The sequence below is a fragment of the Natronococcus sp. JC468 genome (assembly GCF_012163165.1).
GTDB classification, from domain to species: Archaea; Halobacteriota; Halobacteria; order Halobacteriales; family Natrialbaceae; genus Natronococcus; species Natronococcus jeotgali.
The window spans coordinates 51,133-69,544 of record NZ_JAAVUO010000017.1; the positions used below are offsets into that span (position 1 = coordinate 51,133).

General features: G+C 65.6%; 19 protein-coding genes. 5 read left to right on the plus strand and 14 right to left on the minus strand.

The features are described from left to right. Positions 1–6 precede the first annotated feature (6 nt). Entirely contained in the window at positions 7–546 is a 540-nt protein-coding gene (moaC, locus tag GWG54_RS11745) for a cyclic pyranopterin monophosphate synthase MoaC (protein ID WP_167937953.1), read from the minus strand. Further along, positions 539–1,969 carry an NAD(P)H-hydrate dehydratase gene (locus GWG54_RS11750; protein WP_167937980.1) on the minus strand — a complete coding sequence of 477 codons (1,431 nt, stop codon included), beginning with the start codon at positions 1,967–1,969 and terminating at the stop codon, positions 539–541. The genes moaC and GWG54_RS11750 overlap by 8 nt, the downstream gene beginning before the upstream one ends. Before the next feature lie 75 nt (positions 1,970–2,044). Between GWG54_RS11750 and GWG54_RS11755 the strand changes: the two genes are divergently transcribed. Then, the gene (locus GWG54_RS11755) at positions 2,045–2,557 is read left to right on the plus strand and encodes a hypothetical protein (RefSeq protein ID WP_167937954.1); all 513 of its coding nucleotides are present in this window, start codon (positions 2,045–2,047) and stop codon (positions 2,555–2,557) included. On the opposite strand, the gene GWG54_RS11760 is transcribed toward GWG54_RS11755, so the two are convergent. Continuing rightward, positions 2,558–2,836, minus strand: a complete 279-nt coding sequence (locus tag GWG54_RS11760; RefSeq protein ID WP_167937955.1) for an acylphosphatase — start codon at positions 2,834–2,836, stop codon at positions 2,558–2,560. Between the two features lie 95 nt (positions 2,837–2,931). Between GWG54_RS11760 and GWG54_RS11765 the strand changes: the two genes are divergently transcribed. Beyond that, positions 2,932–3,177: a hypothetical protein gene (locus GWG54_RS11765; RefSeq protein WP_167937956.1), complete on the plus strand. Its 246-nt coding sequence runs from the start codon at positions 2,932–2,934 to the stop codon at positions 3,175–3,177. 46 nt (positions 3,178–3,223) lie between these two features. Here GWG54_RS11765 and GWG54_RS11770 read toward each other — a convergent pair whose 3' ends face one another. Further along, entirely contained in the window at positions 3,224–4,105 is an 882-nt protein-coding gene (locus GWG54_RS11770; RefSeq protein WP_167937957.1) for a DNA-3-methyladenine glycosylase, read from the minus strand. A 117-nt stretch (positions 4,106–4,222) separates the two neighbouring features. Between GWG54_RS11770 and GWG54_RS11775 the strand changes: the two genes are divergently transcribed. Continuing rightward, positions 4,223–4,678, plus strand: a complete 456-nt coding sequence (locus tag GWG54_RS11775) for a DUF555 domain-containing protein (RefSeq protein ID WP_167937958.1) — start codon at positions 4,223–4,225, stop codon at positions 4,676–4,678. 143 nt (positions 4,679–4,821) lie between these two features. On the opposite strand, the gene GWG54_RS11780 is transcribed toward GWG54_RS11775, so the two are convergent. From GWG54_RS11780 to GWG54_RS11795, 4 genes are all read right to left on the minus strand, one after another. After that, positions 4,822–5,058: a UPF0058 family protein gene (locus GWG54_RS11780; RefSeq protein WP_005555888.1), complete on the minus strand. Its 237-nt coding sequence runs from the start codon at positions 5,056–5,058 to the stop codon at positions 4,822–4,824. Between the two features lie 279 nt (positions 5,059–5,337). Further along, entirely contained in the window at positions 5,338–5,517 is a 180-nt protein-coding gene (locus GWG54_RS11785) for a hypothetical protein (protein ID WP_049893170.1), read from the minus strand. Between the two features lie 142 nt (positions 5,518–5,659). Then, a complete protein-coding gene (locus GWG54_RS11790) occupies positions 5,660–6,637 on the minus strand; it encodes a transcription initiation factor IIB family protein (protein ID WP_167937959.1) in 978 nt (325 codons plus the stop codon). A 175-nt stretch (positions 6,638–6,812) separates the two neighbouring features. Beyond that, on the minus strand, positions 6,813–7,100 hold the full coding sequence (locus tag GWG54_RS11795) for a DUF357 domain-containing protein (RefSeq protein ID WP_167937960.1): 288 nt from the start codon (positions 7,098–7,100) through the stop codon (positions 6,813–6,815). A gap of 101 nt (positions 7,101–7,201) precedes the next feature. Between GWG54_RS11795 and GWG54_RS11800 the strand changes: the two genes are divergently transcribed. Continuing rightward, complete coding sequence (locus GWG54_RS11800; protein WP_167937961.1) at positions 7,202–8,497, plus strand: TIGR00341 family protein; 1,296 nt, start codon at positions 7,202–7,204, stop codon at positions 8,495–8,497. A 68-nt stretch (positions 8,498–8,565) separates the two neighbouring features. Further along, positions 8,566–9,885 carry an FAD-dependent oxidoreductase gene (locus tag GWG54_RS11805; RefSeq protein ID WP_167937962.1) on the plus strand — a complete coding sequence of 440 codons (1,320 nt, stop codon included), beginning with the start codon at positions 8,566–8,568 and terminating at the stop codon, positions 9,883–9,885. A 722-nt stretch (positions 9,886–10,607) separates the two neighbouring features. Here GWG54_RS11805 and GWG54_RS11810 read toward each other — a convergent pair. The 6 genes from GWG54_RS11810 to GWG54_RS11835 all read right to left on the minus strand — a co-directional run bounded on the left by GWG54_RS11810 (position 10,608) and on the right by GWG54_RS11835 (position 18,380). Beyond that, the gene (locus GWG54_RS11810; RefSeq protein ID WP_167937963.1) at positions 10,608–12,986 is read right to left on the minus strand and encodes a BGTF surface domain-containing protein; all 2,379 of its coding nucleotides are present in this window, start codon (positions 12,984–12,986) and stop codon (positions 10,608–10,610) included. A 416-nt stretch (positions 12,987–13,402) separates the two neighbouring features. Then, complete coding sequence (locus GWG54_RS11815) at positions 13,403–13,915, minus strand: metal-dependent hydrolase (RefSeq protein WP_167937964.1); 513 nt, start codon at positions 13,913–13,915, stop codon at positions 13,403–13,405. After that, positions 13,899–14,492, minus strand: a complete 594-nt coding sequence (locus tag GWG54_RS11820) for a hypothetical protein (RefSeq protein WP_167937965.1) — start codon at positions 14,490–14,492, stop codon at positions 13,899–13,901. The genes GWG54_RS11815 and GWG54_RS11820 overlap by 17 nt, the downstream gene beginning before the upstream one ends. 117 nt (positions 14,493–14,609) lie before the next feature. Then, positions 14,610–15,404: a VOC family protein gene (locus GWG54_RS11825; protein WP_167937966.1), complete on the minus strand. Its 795-nt coding sequence runs from the start codon at positions 15,402–15,404 to the stop codon at positions 14,610–14,612. A 48-nt stretch (positions 15,405–15,452) separates the two neighbouring features. Further along, a complete protein-coding gene (locus GWG54_RS11830; RefSeq protein ID WP_167937967.1) occupies positions 15,453–17,180 on the minus strand; it encodes a Na+/H+ antiporter NhaC family protein in 1,728 nt (575 codons plus the stop codon). An 84-nt stretch (positions 17,181–17,264) separates the two neighbouring features. Further along, a complete protein-coding gene (locus GWG54_RS11835) occupies positions 17,265–18,380 on the minus strand; it encodes a GTP-binding protein (protein WP_167937968.1) in 1,116 nt (371 codons plus the stop codon). Positions 18,381–18,412 lie beyond the last annotated feature (32 nt).

Here is an 18,412-nt window from a genome sequence, read left to right on the forward strand (position 1 = left end):
GGGCACTCAGCGAGTTCGTTTCTCCTTCGCGAGCACTCGGACGTTTTCGATCCCGGTGTCGGGATACTGTCCCTCGGCGTCCTTCTCGACGGCCTTGACCATGTCCCAGACGACGTTCAGGCCGGTCGTGACGCCCTCGAGGGCCTCCATCTCGCAGCCCGTCTTTCCGGTGGTCTCGACGCTCACCTCGAGTTCGACCCGATCCTCGCGCAGTTCGAAGTCGGTGTCGACGTTCGTGATCGGGATCTGGTGGCACATCGGGATCGTCTCCCAGGTGTGTTTGACCGCCTGGACGGCGCCGATGCGGGCCGTCGCGAGGACGTCGCCCTTGCCGATCTCGTCCTCGCGGATCGCCTCCACGGTCGAGGGCTGCAGGCGGATCTCGCCGACCGCGACCGCCCGGCGCTCGCTGTCGGGTTTGTCGCCGACGTCGACCATCTGCACCTCGCCCTCCTCGGTGGTGTGCGTGAGTTCCTCGGCGCCCGAATCGTCGCCGCTTCGCGGATCCGGGTTCGATCCCTCCGCGGGGGACGGATCGTCACTCATCGTCACCACCCCACAGCGTCGGGGGAAGCTCCTCGAGCAGTTCCGACGCCAGGAAGCCGTGCTCGTGGCGCTCGGCGAGGCGTTCGCCCGCGAGCCCGTTGACGTGGGCGCCCGCCGCGGCGGCGTCCATCGGTTTGGCGCCCTCGAGCAGCGCGGCGACGATTCCCGCGAGCGTGTCACCGGTTCCACCGACTTTCATCCCGACCGTCCCCGAGCGACTGATCCGCGTTCGCTCGCCGTCGGTGATCACGTCGTTTTCGCCCTTCGCGAGCACGAGGTGGCCCAGTTCCGCGGCGAAGTCCTCGATCTCGTCGGCGACGGCGGCGAGGTCGTCGGTGTCGGGCCCGCCCATGCGGGCGAGTTCGCCGCGGTTCGGCGTACAGACCAGCGTCGCGTCGGTCTCGATCTCCGGGACGACCTCGAGGGCGTCGGCGTCGACGACCGCCCGGCCGTCGTACCCCGAGAGGAACCGCCGCGCGGCCTCGAGGGTCCCCTCGTCGGTGCCCAGTCCGGGACCGATGACGACGACGTTGTCGTACTCCGCGGCGGTCTCGAGGAGGTCCTCGGCCACGTCGGGCGTGAGGATCTCGCTCTCGTAGGGCTGGACGATGAGGTCCTCGGCGTAGCTCTGGATCTCGCCGGCGACCGATTCGGGCGCGGCGACGAAGGAGAGTTCCGCGCCGGCCCGCAGCGCGGCCTGGGCGGCAAGCGCCGGCGCGCCCGTGTAGGGACCGCCCCCGATGACGTAGGGTCGTCCCTCGCGCCCGTCGGGTCGTGCAAGCGAAATATCGCCGGGACCGACGTCGCGCTCGGCCGCGGCGGGGATGCCGATATCGGCGACCGCGAGCTCACAGTCGAGTTCGGCGAGGCCGGGTTTCGCGTCGTGGAAGGTGACGACCCGATCCGCCTCGACAGCGTTGTCGGCGACCGCGCCCCCGTTCGCATCGAACCCGGAGGGGACGTCGACGGCCACGACGGTCGCGTCGGCCGCGTTGATCGCCTCGGCCGCGGTCGCGGCGGGCTCGCGGAGCTCGCCGCTTATCCCGGTGCCGAGCATCGCGTCCACGACGACGTCGCAGTCGGGGAGCTCGAACTCGCTCGAGTCCGCGATCTCCCGGGTCTCGTAGCCCGCGTTCTGCAGGGCGTCCCAGTTCTCGCGGGCGATCTCGGTGCCGATGCGCTCGGCGCGTCCGAGCAGGAGCGTGGTGACGTCGTACCCACGCTCGAGAAAGCGGGCCGCGACGAACGCGTCCCCGCCGTTGTTTCCGCGCCCGGCGACGACGGCGACGCTCGAGCCCGGCTCGGCGACCTCGCGGACCGCTCGCGCGACCGCGTTCCCGCTGGATTCCATCAGCTGTTTCTGCGAGACGCCGAGCGCTGCGGCGTTCTCGTCGACGGCGGCCATCCGTTCGCCCGTGATCATGACCCCGGATTCGAGGGGGGCGCCGTTGAAGATTGCGGACGAAACGCTCAATCGGGTCGCGTCCCAACCTCGGCCGTGAACGTCTTCTGGCTCGACGAGGACCCCCGGCTCGCCGCCCGCTACCACTGCGACGAGCACGTCAACAAGCTGCTGCTCGAGGCCGCGCAGGTGCTGTGTACCGCGGCCCGCGAGAACAGCTACGAGCGGGAGTTTCTCTACGCCCCGACCCACGCCGGCCACCCCGTCACGGTGTGGGCGACCGAGTCCCGGGCGAACTGGCTGCGGCTGCGCGAACACGCCGCGGCGCTCAACGCCGAGTTCGTCGAGCGCTACGAGAAGGACGACGACCACGCCAGCTGGACGGTTATCGAACGGATCGACCCCGACGGGATCGACTTTCCGTCCGACGAGCCGACGCCGCGCCCGCAGGCGATGCCCGAGGAGTACAGACGGCCCGGCGACCCCGTCGGCGCTTACCGGGCGTACTACGCCGGCGAGAAGGCCGAGTGGGCCACCTGGGCTCACACCGAGGAGCCGCCGTGGCTCGAGGAGTACCGCGACTCCCCGGACGTCCGCGCCGAGGACTGACTAGTACCGGATCTCGAACCCGTCTTCGCCCTGGGGCGGCTCGTACTCGACGGCGACATCCTCGACGTCGGCCGCGGGGCTGCCCTCGTGGCAGAACTCGACCATCGACTCGACCGCGTCCTCGGGGCCCTCGAACGCCGCCTCGACCCGCCCGTCCTCGAGGTTCTTGACCCAGCCGTCGACGCCCTCCTCGCGGGCCGTGTCCCGGGTGGTCGCGCGGTAGTAGACGCCCTGTACCGTACCGGAGACGTAGACGTGTGCGCGCGTTCGGTCCGTCATATCCGGAGGATCGTCGGCGACCGGGAAAAATCCAGCCGTCCGCTCGCGGGACGAAGCGACACTGAAAGCATCCCCGAGCGACAACCCACCGACAGATGGGTCCTATCGAACGCTTCGAGGAGGAGTATCTCGACGTCTCGACGAGCCGTGCGACCGTTCGGGAGCTGCTCGAGCTGCTGGTCGGGGCGATCCTGTTCGTCCTCGCGGCCTGGGCGCTGACGTGGTACCTGCTGGGGGAGACGATCGCGCTGTACGTCGCCGCGGGACTGTCCGTCGTCTTCGCGATCACGATCGTTTCACAGGCGTACTGGGCGATTACCGGGCGAGAAGATTACGAGTGAGGAGAGAGAAAACGAGTAATGAACCGTTGTGAACGGATAACTCGAATCAGTCCTGCGTCCGCAGGTGGTGGAAGACGTACGTCTGGGCGTAGCCCGCGTACTCGCCGCCGAAGCGCTCGCGAAGCGCCCGCGAGGTCGCCGCGTACGACCCCCGGTCGCAGTCGGGGTAGTGTTCCTCGATCGCCGTCTTGAGCCACGTATCGAGCGGAACGGCCTGATCGAATCCCAGCGAGAACAGCAACACGCAGTCGGCGACCTTGTCGCCGACGCCGACGAACCGCTTCAGGAACTCTCGGGCGTCTTCGTACTCGAGCTCGCGAGCCTCGGCGGGGTGGGCCTCGCCGTCGGCGACCATCTCCGCGGTGCGAACGACGTAGGGGGCGCGGTACCCCAGCCCCAGTTCGCGCAGTTCGTCCTCGGTGGCCGCCGCGAGCCGCTCCGGCGTCGGAAACGCGCGGTACGTTGCGCCGTCGAACGCGACGGGCTCGCCGTACTGGCGGGCCAGCGCCGAGACCATCCCGTGGATGCGATCGACCCGCATCTGGGCCGAGCAGATGAACGAGATCAGCGTTCCGAACGGCGGGTCGTCGACCAGCCGCATCCCGCGGTGGGTCGCGTAGGCCTCGTCTAACAGCGGATCGTCGGGTGCGGCCGCGACGATCGCCTCGAGGTCGTCCTCGAGACGGAGCAGCCGGCGCACGAGCGGGCCGGCCTCGGTCGACGACTCCCACTCGAGGACGCCGTTCCGGCTTCGGACGCGAACGACGGCACCGTCGACGACGGTGTAGTACCACTCGTCGGGAGCCGGCGCGCCGCCGTACATCGCCCCGTCCGTTCGCCGCCAGAGGTAGGTCTGTCCGCTCTCGAGGGTGCGGTACAGGTCGAGTCCGCCGGACAGCGCCTCGAGATCGACTTCGCCGGAGTACATCTGTCCCACCCTTCGGGAGCGCGGGCTTGGGGCTTTCGGACCCGCCACGACGGGACCCACGCGCCGGGACGGAGCTCGGGGCGAACCTTGATACTGTAGGCGACGGTACGTTTTCGTATGGACTGCAGGGTTGTCGTCGAGGCTGCCGTTCCGGTGTTCGACGTCGAGACGGAAGACGAGGCGATCCGTATCGCCATCTCGAAGACCGGCGAGATGTTGAACCCTGACCTGAACTACGTCGAGATCAACATGGGCGAGCGAACCTCCCCGGAGGGAGAGGAGCTACCGCCGGCGTTCATCGCCGCCGACGAGGCCCTCGTCGCGCTCGAACTCGAGATGACCGTGTTCAACGTCGAGCGCGAGGAACACGCCTCTCGAATCGCCCGCAAGGAGATCGGTCAGCGCCTCGAGAACATCCCGCTCGAGGTGATCGAAGTCGAGCTGATCGAAGAAGACGAAGAGAGCGAAGACGAACGGACGTCCGAAAGCGAGGACGACGGATCCGAATCGGATTCCGAGACCGACTCCGAAGACGACGAGATTCTCCCCGAGTTCGAGGACCTAGTCGAGTAACGCTTCCGGACGACGCCGATCAGTTTTCGATCGTTCGCGCCGATCGCCCGACTTCCGCTCAGTTTATCCCGTTTTGACCGATCGAAGCGACGAGGGACGGTCTCGCCAGTAGGGGGTAGCGATCGAAGGAGACGTCCTGACAACTAGTCTGCGGTAGCGGCGACGGCTTCCTGTTCGTCCTCGCGCATGTTCGTCGTGATCCCGCCGGCGAGGGCGAATACGGCGGCCTTGTGGTCGGTTTTTGATTTATGAATCGATGTCGGCCGAATGCCGCGAGACTCATACTCCTCGAGGTCGATCTGACAGTTCTCCCACTCCGCGCACTGGTTCGATACCTCCGCAAGAAGGCCGTGAAGGTGAATGAGCTCCTGTTTCTTCATAACCATGCATTCCTATCCGCTGCAGGGTTATATTATTATCTTGAGTCGCGTTAGCACAGACACCGGATCGAATTCGACGCTTGTCACGTTCGAAACCGAAAACAACGACGATATTACGCGGACGAAACCCCGCGAAGGGGTCGGTTACAACGATCGATTAGCCGGGTAAGCGGGCGTTTCTGTTCACCGTTATTCATATATCGTACTGATTACTAAAATTTCAATGTTACAATTATATCTGCTCGAGAAAGAACAGGACGATAGGATCGGCGTTGCCGGCTAGCCGAGTTGTTTCAGCGTCTGGAGGTCGCGGTCGGTCCGCGTGAACTCGGCGGTTCGTCGGGATGCGTGACAGTTCGGACAGTGGAACATCTCCGCGGGGGTCGGGAGTTCGCCGGGAGAAACCTGCCAGTCCTTGGCACATTCGGGACACAACAACTGAACGGTCGTTTCGTCCATGCCACACTGTTCCACACTCGAGGTGAAAAGCTTTGTCGCAGTCCTATTCCGGGTCGGAACCGACCGTCCGAGCGATGCCGACGGCTCGGCGACAGGATCGAAACGAGAGAAACACCGAGAGAAACCGCTCCCAACGACCGCGTTACGCGGGCGCCGCCGAATCCGAGGCCTCGAGCAGCTCCTTGTACCGGTTCCGAATGGTGACTTCGGAGATGCTGGCGACCTCGCTGACGTCGTTCTGGGTGACCTTCTCGTTGGTGAGCAGGGCCGCGGCGTAGACCGCGGCGGCCGCGAGCCCGACCGGTGACTTCCCCGAGTGGACGCCCTCCTCGCGGGCCGAATCGAGCAGGTCGCGGGCCATCCGTTCGGTCTCGTCGGAGAGCTCGAGGTCGCTGACGAACCGCGGCACGTAGCTCTCGGGGTCGGCGGGCTGGACCTCGAGACCGAGTTCCCGGATGATGTACCGGTACGTGCGGGTCAGCTCCATCTTGTCGACGCGGCTGACGGCGGAGATCTCGTCTAAGCTGCGGGGGGTGCCGGCCTGGCGGGCCGCCGCGTACAGCGAGGACGTGGCGACGCCCTCGATCGACCGTCCCGGCAGCAGGTCCTCCTCGAGGGCGCGCCGGTAGATCACGCTGGCAGTCTCGCGGACGTTCTCCGGGAGCCCAAGCGCGCTGGCCATGCGGTCGATCTCGCCGAGGGCCTGCTTGAGGTTGCGCTCCTTGCTGTCGCGGGTCCGGAAGCGCTCGTTCCAGGTCCGCAGACGCTGCATCTTCTGGCGCTGACGGCTCGAGAGCGATCGCCCGTAGGCGTCCTTGTCCTGCCAGCCGATGTTCGTCGACAGCCCCTGGTCGTGCATCATGTTCGTCGTCGGCGCGCCGACGCGGGACTTCTCGTCTTTCTCGGCGGCGTCGAACGCGCGCCACTCGGGACCGCGGTCGATCTCGTCTTCCTCGACGACGAGCCCGCAGTCCTGACACACCGTCTCGGCGTGCTCGGCGTCCGAGATCAACCGGCCGCCACACTCCGGACACCGTTCCTTTTCGCCCTGTTCGGTCCGGGTTTCCTCCTCGGTCGTTGCTTCGTCCTCTCGGGTGTAGGTTCGAATGTTCTCTGTCATCGTTGGGATGGTTACTCGGGGCTACCGGGTGGGGGAACCAGAAGAAACCCGGTCGCCTCAGCTAACATATCGTAAGACCGTAACCCATATAAAGCTTTCGCCTACGTTATAAACTAACCGGGCTTTCTGTTATATATGTTTCGGGTACATAGTGATTAATCGTCGGAGACTCGGACTACTCGACGGTGAACAGGTGTCCGTCGGTCGGAACCTCGAAGAGCCCGATCCGGGCCCCCGCGTCCAGCCAGGCGTGACCGTACGAAAACGACGCGAGCGCGTTGACCGGGTCGTTTCGTTCCCGGAAGTGGCGCCCGTCCTCGAGGTACGAGGCCGCCATTTCGTAACAGTCCTCGGCGGCGTCGGCCATCGGCGTCCCGGCCGGCGGAGCGATCGTCGCCGCCTCGAGCGCCTCCGCGAGCAACTCGTCGTACCGATCCGTCTTCTCCTCGAGGTCCGCGGCCATACCCGGTTCTCGTCGCTCGAGACCGTAAATCCGTCGTCGAAGCGCGACGGTCGCCGGCGGAATCACCACGCATTTAGCGACGGACTCGAAAGGGCGCTCGAATGCGACTGCTCCAGGTGCTCGTTCCCGAGGAGAGACGGAGCGAGACGCTTCGGGTTCTCGACGACGAGGGACTCGACTACGTCCGAACGAGCGAGTGCAGCGACGAGGTCGACGCTGAACTCGTTACGCTCCCGGTTCCGACCCAGGCGGTCGATCACGTGCTCACCTCGCTTCGGGAGGTCGGTATCGAGGAGGAGTTCATCATCGTCTCGTCCATCGAGACCGCTCGCACGCCACGGATCGACGAACTCGAAGAGCGGTTCGTCAACGGGCAGGAGGAAGACGACAGCATCACCCGGGAGGAGATCCGGACGAAGGCCCTGAACATGACGCCTGGGCGGGTCACCTACTACGCGATGACCCTGCTGAGCGCGATCGTGGCGACGGCCGGACTGTTACTCGACTCCCCTGCGATCGTCGTCGGCTCGATGGTGATCGCGCCCCAGATCAGCGCGGCGATGACCGGAACCGTCGGGCTCGTCCTCGACGACCGCCGGATGTTTCTCGACGGCGTGTTCTCGATGGTAGTCGGGCTCGTCGTCGCGATGGTCGGCGCGTTCGGGTTCGCCTGGCTGATTCGGTCGGGCGGGGTCGTCCCGGTCGCCATCGACATCACGGCCATCGAACAGGTGCAAAACCGAATCTCGCCCGGCCTGCTCGCGATCATCGTCGGCGTCTGCGCCGGCGCCGCGGGCGCGTTCGGGCTGGCGACCGCGATCCCCGTCTCGCTCGTCGGCGTGATGATCGCCGCCGCGCTCATCCCGGCGGCGGCTGCGGTCGGGATCGGCGTCGCCTGGGGAAACGTCGGCGTCGCACTCGGCGCGTTCGTCCTGGTCGCGGTCAACGTCACGTCGATCCTGCTCGCCGGACTCGCCGTCCTCTGGTACCTCGGGTACCGTCCCGAGGGGTGGGCCGCCGGAGCCGTCCGTCCGAACATCTCCCGGGACAACCTCGAGACGATCGCCGTCGTGATCGCGATCAGCGCGGTCGTTCTGTCCGGCGCCGGGATCGTCCTCGGTCAGCACGTCACCTTCGAGAACGAGGTCAACGAGGAGGTCAGGACCGTGCTCGACGACGACGAGTACGACGAGCTCGAGCTGGTCGAACTGCAGACGGAGTTCCACGACGGGGGCACGATCAGCGACGAGACGGAGGTGACGATCTCGATCCGTCGACCCGCGGATACGGCGTACCCCACCCTCGCGACGGTGATCGAACGCGCCCTCGAGGAGCGGACGGACCGCGACGTCTCCGTCGTCCTCGAGTTCGTCGAAGGGGCGACGTCCGCGGGGTAGACGGACCGTACGCGGCGATCGGTGCTGAGAACGCAAGGGGTTTAGGTCCAGTTTCCTAACATCGGAGTATGAGCGAGCAGCCACGCGTCGAGATCTACACCAAGACGCAGTGTCCCTACTGCGAGAAGGCCAAGGACCTCTTCGATGCCAAGGGTATCGAGTACGAGACCTACAACGTCACTGGTGACGACGACCTGTTCGAGGAGATGGTCGAGCGCGCCGAGGGCCGCAAGACCGCGCCCGAAGTGTTCATCGACGACGAGCTGATCGGCGGCTGGGACCAGACGGCCGCGCTCGAGGAAACCGGCGAGCTCGACGAGAAGCTCGGACTCGTCACCGACGGGGGATCGGAGGTCGAACACCGTAAACTGATCATCGCGGGCACCGGTATCGCCGGCCTCACCGCCGCCATCTACGCGGGACGGGGCGACAACCAGCCGCTGGTCATCGAGGGAGACGAGCCCGGCGGTCAGCTCACGCTCACCACCGACGTCGCCAACTACCCGGGTTTCCCGGAGGGGATCAGCGGCCCCGACCTGGTGAACAACATGAAAGAGCAGGCCAAACAGTTCGGCGCCGAACTCGAGAACGGCGTCATCGAGTCCGTCGATGCGGACCAGCGTCCGTTCCGCATCGAGCTGACGAACGGCGACGTCTACACCGCCGACGCCGTCATCGCCGCCTCCGGCGCCTCGGCTCGCACGCTGGGAGTCCCGGGCGAGGACGAACTGATGGGCTACGGGCTCTCGACGTGTGCGACCTGCGACGGCGCGTTCTTCCGGGACGAGGACATGCTCGTCGTCGGCGGGGGCGACGCCGCCATGGAGGAGGCGACCTTCCTCACGAAGTTCGCCGACACGGTCTACATCGCCCACCGCCGCGAGGAGTTCCGCGCCGAACAGTACTGGGTCGACCGCGTCCACGAGAAGGTCGAGGACGGCGAGATCGAAATCATGAAGAACACGGAGCTGACCGAGATCCACGGCTCCCAGGAGGACGGCGTCGATCACGTTACTCTCGTCGAGAACGAGCAGGGCCATCCGACCGACCGCCTCGACGACCTCGAAACGAACGAGTTCGAGTTCGACGTCGGCGCGGTCTTCTACGCCATCGGCCACACGCCGAACACCGACTACCTCGAGGGGACGGGCGTTACGATGGACGACGAGGGCTACCTCCGCACCCAGGGCGGCTCCGGCGGCGGCCAGACCGAGACCGACGTCCCCGGGATCTTCGGCGCCGGCGACGTCGTCGACTACCACTACCAGCAGGCGGTGACCGCCGCGGGGATGGGCTCGAAGGCCGCACTCGACGTCGACGAGTACCTCGAGGATCTCGAGCGCGCCGAGTCCAGCGCCGAGACCGAGGCCGCCGCGGCCGACGACTGAGGCGGTCTGCTGGAACCGTTCCCGGCACGCCGCAGGTCGGGGTACGCCGGAACTGAGTGACAGCAGCCGGTACGAGGCGAGCACACTCGAGTCAGGAACTGTTTTCCACGCGGTCCGCTAACGGCGCCCCGATGACGACCCCGTTCGCGAGGCCGACGGCGAGCGTCTTCGAGGTCCGATCCCGATCCGTTGTCCCGCCCGTTTCGGTCATCATCGGACGTGGGTCCGAGGACGGCTTGAGCGTACTGGTCGGCTCGAGGAACCGTTGTTGTCTCAGCGAGAGGACGTTCGAATTGCATCGCGTTCGTCGCTCGGTCCGCGTTCGATAACTGATCGCACGAGTAGGAGCCAGGATCGATCCGGGACTACTCGAGCCACGCTGCGGTGGCGCGCGCTGGCGATCGGTTCGAGCGATAGCGAGAACCGATCGTCGATGCCGTGTGAGGGATGAGCGAGGGAGCGACGCGACTGAGCGAATCGGCTGGGGAGGTCGTGGTGATCCCGTGTCCAGAAGTAGCAGCACGCTATTTTCGGCCACAGGACTAGATCGAGCCGATACGTCCGTCTTCTTCGCCCGACGAGTTGGAGTCACACTCTACTGCGCGTAAGTGAGCAGAATCGGCAACTACTGCGAAGCGTCGCCACTTCGGGACGTGACGGTTCAAAAAAGGCGAAGTGTCGCGAATCGCAAGGGCCGGACGGAGTCCGGTAGTTAGTCGGTGTTAGTTCTGGCGGCGGGTCGCGAGCATGGCGGCGCCGAGCAGCGCGACGATCGCGACGGCGACACCGAAGCCGGGCACGGTCTCGTCGTCCTCGCCGTCGTCGGCACCGTTGGCGTCGTCACCGTTGTCGCCGTTGTCGCCGTTGCCACCGTTGGCACCGTTGTCGCCGTTAGCGCCGTTGGCCTCACCGTTCTCCTTGACCTTGTCGCTGACGGTCAGCGTACCGGAGTCGCTGTCGTCAGGGGTTTCGACGGACCAGTCGATGTCGCCTTCCTCGCTGGTGTCGAAGTCGAAGGACTCGGTCACGGAGTCACCGGTGTCGAGCTCGAGCTCCTCGGTGTACTCTTCGTCACCGACGGTGACCTCGAGCGTCGCGTTGCCGGCCTCGTCGTTGTTGTTGACGACGGTCACGTCGAGCGTGGCGTTGTCGTCAAGGTTGACCTCGGACGGGGCGGAGGCGTCGAGCTTGAAGCCGTCCTTCTTGTCGGGCTGGTCGTCACCGTCGGCGGAGACGAAGACGCCCTCGGCCTCGTGCTCGGGCTCGTCGCCAGCGGTCACGCGGAGGGTCTGGATCTCGTCGCCTGCCTCGTGGCCGCTGAGGTTGAAGGTGGTCGTCAGCACGCCGTCGCCGTCGACCTCGGCGTCGGAGGTGTAGACCTCGGAGGTCGTGCGGAGGCGGAAGTCGCCGTCCGTGCCGGGCGCGAGGTTCGTCTCGGCGGTCAGCTCGGACTCGTTGCTGTTGTCGATCTGGAAGCGGTCGTCCTCGTCCTGGTCGCCGACGAGTTCGACGAAGGCTTCCTCGACGTTGAACTGCGTCTCGACGGTTTCCTCGTCGTCGACGTAGTCGTTGTCCTCGCTGACGGAGAACGTGACGTTCCAGGTCTCGTCGATCTCCTCGTCGTCCTCGTCGACGACCTCGTCGGCGTCGACGACGACGAAGAATCGGTCCTCGTCCTCGTCGACGATGACCTGGTCGTTGCTGATGTCGTCCAGCGTGAAGCTGTCGGCATCGCCGTAGCGCGGCTCCTCGGTGTCCTCGAACTCGAGCTCGAGGGTCTCGTGGCCGTCCCAGTTACCGTCGTCGTCGAGAGCGTAGCCGTAGATGCCGGACGCCTCGACGCCGACGACGAGGCGGTCCTCGTCGGCGACGGAGTCGGTGGAGACGGCGGAGTCCTCGATGTCCTCGAGGTCGACGCCCGCGGCGTCGAAGTCATCGCCCGCGAGGGCCCACGTGTTCATGTCGCCGGTCGATCGCTCCTCGAGCAGGAGGACCGCGGCGTCGGTCTCGTCCTCGGTTTCGTCCGCGGTTCCGGGGAAGACCTCGAGCTCGTAGTCGCCGGGGAGGAGTCGCTCGTCATCGCCGAGCTGGTTCTCGTCGTTCTCGAGTTCCTCGGTGACGTTCACTTCCACGTTCTCACCGGTCAGCTCCTCACCTTCGTCGTTGAGGACGGTGACGACCTCGTCACCGTTGCCGTGACCGGCCAGGTACGTGTTGTACTGGACCGTCACGTTGTCCTCACCCTCGACACCGGTGATCTCGATGCTGGCGGTGTAGAACTCCTCCTCGTCGGTCATGTTGACCGTGAGGTTGTCCGTGCCGTCGTGTTCGATCTCGAACTCGGCGACGTCGCCGACGTTCTCCTCGTAGGTGGACTCGTCGAACTGCGCGTCGGTCTCGGGTTCCTCGCCGACCGTGATCTCGGCCGTATCCTCGGCCGTCGTGTCGGTCACGTCGACGGTGAACTCGTAGTTACCGGTGTCCTGCTCGGAGAAGTCGGCCTCGACGCCCTCGCTGAGGTCGCTGATTGCGACCGTGTCATCCTCGCCCTCGACGGACTCGCCGTCGGGGAGGATGCTCTCGAGGTCCTCCTGGCCGACCGTCTCGTTTCCGAGTTCGGCGCTCACGTGGACCTCGACGTCGCTGTCGTTACGAGGCTCGTCGCTGGTGTCCTCGTAGTTGAGGGTCACGTTGTCGCCCTGCTCGACGGTGCTGTCCTCGAAGTCAACGTTAACGTTGTGTTCGTTGACCCAGAAGACGCCAGTTTCAGCCGGCTCCTCACCCTCACCGTGCTGGATGTAGTACCGACCTTCGTCGAGTTCACTCGTATCGATGGTTGCACTGTCATTATTGACACGGAGGTTCTGAACCGTGTCACTGTCCTGCATCAGGTCGGCAGGCGAACTCAGATTGCTGATCTCTACTTCTTGTCCGATCCATACGTCATCTTCGTTGATATTCGAGCTGCCCGCGTCCAGGGTCTCGTCCTGCGCGGCGACAGCGCCCGGGAGGGACGCTGCCATCGCAAAGACGGACATGACCACCAGCGCGGCAAGGAACGCTGCACGTCCCTTTTCGCGGAATGAAGTTTCGCTTGTCATTTGTTGTTGTCTTGTTGGTTGGTTTGCGCGCGATCGAGCGGAGAGCGAGCCAACCGACAGCCGCCTCGCAGCCGACTCGCCCCGGGTAGGGGTAATCGTCACTTTCGGGAAGCGTGTAATAAGCTTTCTGACCAATATATCCGGGTCTCGATACGTGTGACACGCCCTGATAGGCCGACTGTAACGGATTTATGCCTGCTTTTCGAACGCAGTAACTCTCTGCTGGAAAGTACGGATCTACTGATTCTATCGAGCGAGCGTACGTATTTTTGAGTTATGAGTATAGAGTAGATCTAAGTTGGAATTCGGATAGTTTAGTTAAAACTCGACGATCAGTTACGGGTCCGTACTCGAGTCGCGTGTCGTCCGCTCGGAGGACGAGCCACGGCGCGTTCGGGAGCGCTCGCCACCGATTCCTACGGCGTCTCGGCTCGAGAATCGCGGTACCGACCGAGGGCCCACACCGTCACGGCCGCGAGGCCGGCGACGAGCGCGGGCCAGCGATCGCTGCTCAGGTAGAGTCCGCCCGCCGGCAGGCGGTACTCGAGGAGCGGCCAGAGGACGGCGTAGGCTTCTCCCGAGGGGGTGATGAGCGCGATGTCGAGGACGTGGTGGGTGGCGGCGCCGACGAGAAAGAGCGCCAGCGCCCGCCGGCGGTACTCGGGCGCGAGCAACAGCACCGTCAGCAGGCCGACCACGATTGTTCCGCCGAGAGTGTGCAGGGGAGCCCAGGCGAAGGGGATTCCCAGGAGGTACTGCATCAGCCCGTCCGGGAGGAAGATCTCGGCTTTCACAAAGTCGGGCGAGAGCGCGCCGACGGTGACGACCGTGACGTGTGCCGACCCCATCCAGTCGTAGCGGAAGGCGAGTACCGTTCCCAGTACGTAGCCCGTCAGCACGTGCGTGAGGACGTCAGCCACGGCGATCACCCCTCGCGGGCGCCTCGAGGCCGTCGTCGGTCCGCGCACGACCGCCCTCGGAACGGGAGTCACTGCGCGAGCGTGCACGCTCGCGCGGGACGAACGCAAGGCGTCCGAGATCGAACCGCCAGTCCCGAAGCACGCGGCCGACGACGAACAGCCCGCCGACCAGCGAGACGAGCATCATGTAGCGGGTCTCGCCGGAGTTTTGGACCGTGATCCGCTCCGCGGCGAGGGTCTCTTCGTCCTCGAGGGTCCCGTAGGTCGTCACCCAGTCGCCCGGCTCGAGGTCGCCGTCGACGTTCCGGTCGGTATCGCCGTCCTCGGACACGGTAAACCGACCGTAGCCGCTCGCTTCCGTCGCGATGACGAGGGGATCGGTCTCGACGACTTCGCCGCCGAGGATCACGCTCTCGCCGACGTAACTCGCCCGATCGGGTTCGACCTCGACGTCGTTGGGCGGCTCCTGTTCCATCGGTTCGACGGGGCTGGCGCCGGTCCAGATCACGAGTCCGCCGATAGCCGCGAGGAGAAGTACGATCGCGAGGAGGCGAACGCCCTGGCCGAACGGCTCCCGACTCGTCATTCGGTTCACCCGCGGGGGCGGGCGGACATAGGCGTTGTGCTCTCGTCGCCGAACGGGACGGACCCTCGGGAGAAAGCGGGCGAAGCGACGACGTCCTCGCGAAGCTGACCGACTCCGCTAGAACGGGAACAGCGACTCGGCGTCGGGATCGCGCTCGAGCAGCTCGATCTCGTGGCCGTCCTGGTCTTTCGTGAAGGCGTACATGTTGTCGTTGCTCTCGGGGTCGCGGTAGTCCTCCGCTTCGCGGGTCATGAGCTGGTCCCAGTCCTCCTCGAGGTCGTCCATGCGGACACAGAGGTGGCCCCAGGCGTCACCGAAGTCGTAGCTGCGGCCGTCGTAGTTGTAGGTGAGCTCGACGGCCATCGCCTCGTCGCTCGCGCCCTCGGGTTTCACGAAGTAGTTCGCGAACGAATCGGACTCCCAGCGACCGGTGTGTTCGTACTCGAACTTGCGGGTCCAGAAGCCCAGCGCCTCGTCGGCGTCCTCGACGCGGATCATGGTGTGATCGAGCGACCACAGCGCGCCCTGATCGGGGTCGCGCTTGACGATCTCGATCTCGTGGCCGTCGGGGTCCTTGACGAAGGCGTAGCGGCCGCCGCAGGACTTGGGATCCCGATAGTCCTCGACGCCCTCGTCCATCAGCTGCTGGTAGTAGTCCTCGAGTTCGCCCTCCGGGACCCGCACCGCGACGTGGCCCCAGGCGTCGCCGACCTCGACGTCCTCGCCCTCGTTGTGGGTCAGCTCGAGCATCGCCCCCTCCTCGCCCAGCTCCTCGGGGCCGAGGTAGACGATGGTGAAGCCGTCGCCCTCGTGGCGGTCTTTCTCCTCGTACTCGAGGTGGGTCTGGTACCAGTCGAGCGACTCCTCGAGGTCCGAAACGCGCATCATCACGTGGTCGAGCGTGCCGTCCATACCCGAGACTACGCTCGCGGGAGCAAAAAGCGTGGTGAAGCCGGCGGGCTAGTCGACGTTTTCCCGCGCCGGCTCGGCGTCTCCCCGACGGTCGATCTCGGCGTCGACGCTCGAGGGTTTCGGATCGATGTCCTTCCGGCGGGCGTCGAGTTCGGAGAAGCCGTAGACGAGCCCGGCGAGCACGACGGCCCCGACCGGGAGGAAGACGATCGGCGGAACGCCGAGGAAGCCGTAGAGGGCGTAACACAGTACCACGACGAGCATGACGGTTCCGGCGTAGTAGAACTGGGTTCGGATGTGGTCGATGAGGTCGGCACCCGTAAACGTCGAGGACAGCACCGAGGTGTCCGAGATCGGCGAGGTGTGGTCGCCGAAGATCGCGCCGGAGAAGACGGCGCCGACGACGACGGGCATCAGGTCGAACGAGCCGGAGAGCTCGTACGCGACGGTCATCGCGGTCGGCGTCACGATTCCCATCGTCGCCCACGACGAGCCCATCGTGAAGGCGACGAAGGCGGCGACGAACAGCACCACGATGGGGAGCACGGCGGGCGAGATGACCCCCTCAGCGACGCCGGCGACGTACTCCCCGGTTCCGAGCGCCTCGGCGACCGCACTGATCGTCCAGGCGAGGACGAGCACCGTCACGGCGGTGAGCATGATCCCGAACCCGTCGAGGACGGTGTCGACGGCCGATCCGAGATCGAAGAGGCCGTACCCCACACCGATGAGAGTCGCCGTCGCCACCATCGCGAACGAGCCCCAGATGAGCGCGACGGCGAAGTCGCCGGCGCCGACGACGTCGACGAGCACCTGAACGAGACTATCTGCATCGATCGCCGCCTCGAGTGCCGTCGGCTCGCCAGCTTCGGCCTGGGCGTCGAGCCAGGACTGGTAGCCGGTCCAGAACGCCCCCGAGAGCGTAACCGCGATCAGAACGACGATGGGCGCGAAGAACGTCCGCAGCATGGGACGGTCGTCGATCGGTTCGCCGAGGTCGTCTTCGACCTGCTGGAGCGGTTGCGCGGTCTCGCGGTTGACCTTCCCCGTCTGCCACGACCGGTGCTCGGCGTCGAGCATCTCGCCGTAATCCCGTCGGGAGTAGACGATGATGCCGACCATGAGGATCGCGAGCAGCGAGTAGGCGTTGAACGGGATCGATCCGATGAACGTCTCGAACGCGCCGGGCGTCTCGCCCGCCGCGACGGCCTCGTTGCCCTCCGCCAGCTGTCCGTACCCGTCCTCGATCATCGACAGCTGGAACGCGACCCAGCTCGAGAGGCCGATCGTCGCGACGGGAGCCGCCGTCGAGTCGACGATGTAGGAGAGTTTCTCCCGCGAGATCCGCAGCTGATCGGAGATCTCGCGCATCGTGCTGCCGACGATCGCCGTGTTGGCGTAGTCGTCGAAAAACAGCGCCATTCCGAGGATCCACGTCGCCAGGCCGGCGTTGCGCTGGGTCTCGAGGTGGTCTACCGCCCAGTTGCGGACGGCCATCGCCCCGCCGAGACGCCAGATGAGCGCGACGCCGGAGCCGAGCAGCAGCGTGAAAAGCAGGATCTGGACGTGAAAGCCGTCGTCGGCGATGATCGCCGCGACGATCCACTCGAAGGTCCGCCCGAGGCCGAGGCTCTCGGTCGCGATGACGCCGCCCGACCAGATTCCGAGGAACAGCGAGAGGATCGGTCGGCGAGTCACGATCGCGAGCGCGATCGCGAGCAGCGGCGGCACGAGTGAGAGAGCGGGCACGGCCGAGAGAGCGCCGGACTCTACCATAGGTACGGGAAGACCGTCGCGACTGATAATCCTGACCATTCCGCAGGTAGCGTGCCGAAAGGGAGCGGTCTCGCGATCGGACGCCTACCGTCTGAGAATCAGCTTCAACACGTCCTCGTCCTCGAGGACGTGATCGGTGCCGACCTGCTGTTCGTCGTGGGTCGCGCTGGGGCCGCTGACGCGGGCGAAGCGAAAGCGCTCCTCCATCTCGCCGCCGAGTTTCTCGATGGCCTCGCCGACGGTCGAGCCCGCCTCGATTACGAGGGGCTCCTCCCAGTCGACGCCCCGACCCGGCTTGTCCATGTAGACCCGGATCAGCCCGAGGTTCTCCCAGATGCGGTCCTTGAGCGCCTCGAGTCCCCGCTCGGCCTCGGCGCTGATAAACGTCACCTCCTCCTCGGGATCGAGCCCGCGCTCGCGGAGCTGTTCGTCGACCTGCTGCTTGTAGTCGGGCTCGATCAGGTCGACCTTGTTGACGCAGGTGATCGAGGGGATGTACTCGCGGTTGTCCATCAGCCCGTCGATCAGCCGATCGATGTCGACGTTCTCCTGGAGGTTCAGGTCGGCGTTGACGTAGCCCTGGTCGCGCAGGACGTCGGAGATCGTCTCTTCGTCCAAGTCCTGCTCGGTGCTCGAGGTGATCTTGATACCGTCTTTGATCTTCGGACGCACCGTCACCCGCGGGGGCTCCTGGTCGACGCGGATGTTGATGTCGTACAGCTCCTCCTGGAGGCGGTCGTACTGCTCGATCTCGAACACCGAGAGCATGAAGACGATCAGGTCGGCGTTGCGGACGACCGCCAGCACCTGCTTCCCGTCGCCTTTGCCCGACGCCGCCCCCTCGATGAGACCGGGCACGTCGAGCATCTGGATGTTCGCGCCGCGGTGGTTGAGCATCCCGGGATTGACGTCCAGCGTCGTGAACTCGTAGGAGCCGGTCTCGCTCTCGGCGTTGGTCATCGCGTTCAGCAGCGACGACTTCCCGACGCTCGGAAAGCCGACCAGCGCCACGGTTGCGTCCCCGTGTTTCTCGACGGAGTAGCCCCCGCCACCGCCCGATCCCGACTGCTGTTTCTCGAGCTTCTCTTTTTTCTCGGCGAGCTTGGACTTCAGCCGACCGATGTGGGCTTCCGTCGACTTGTTGTAGGGCGTGTTGGCGATTTCCTCCTCGATCTCGTCGATCTCGTCCTCGAGCCCCATTTGTCTGTACTCAACCGGTCGCGTCGAAAAAC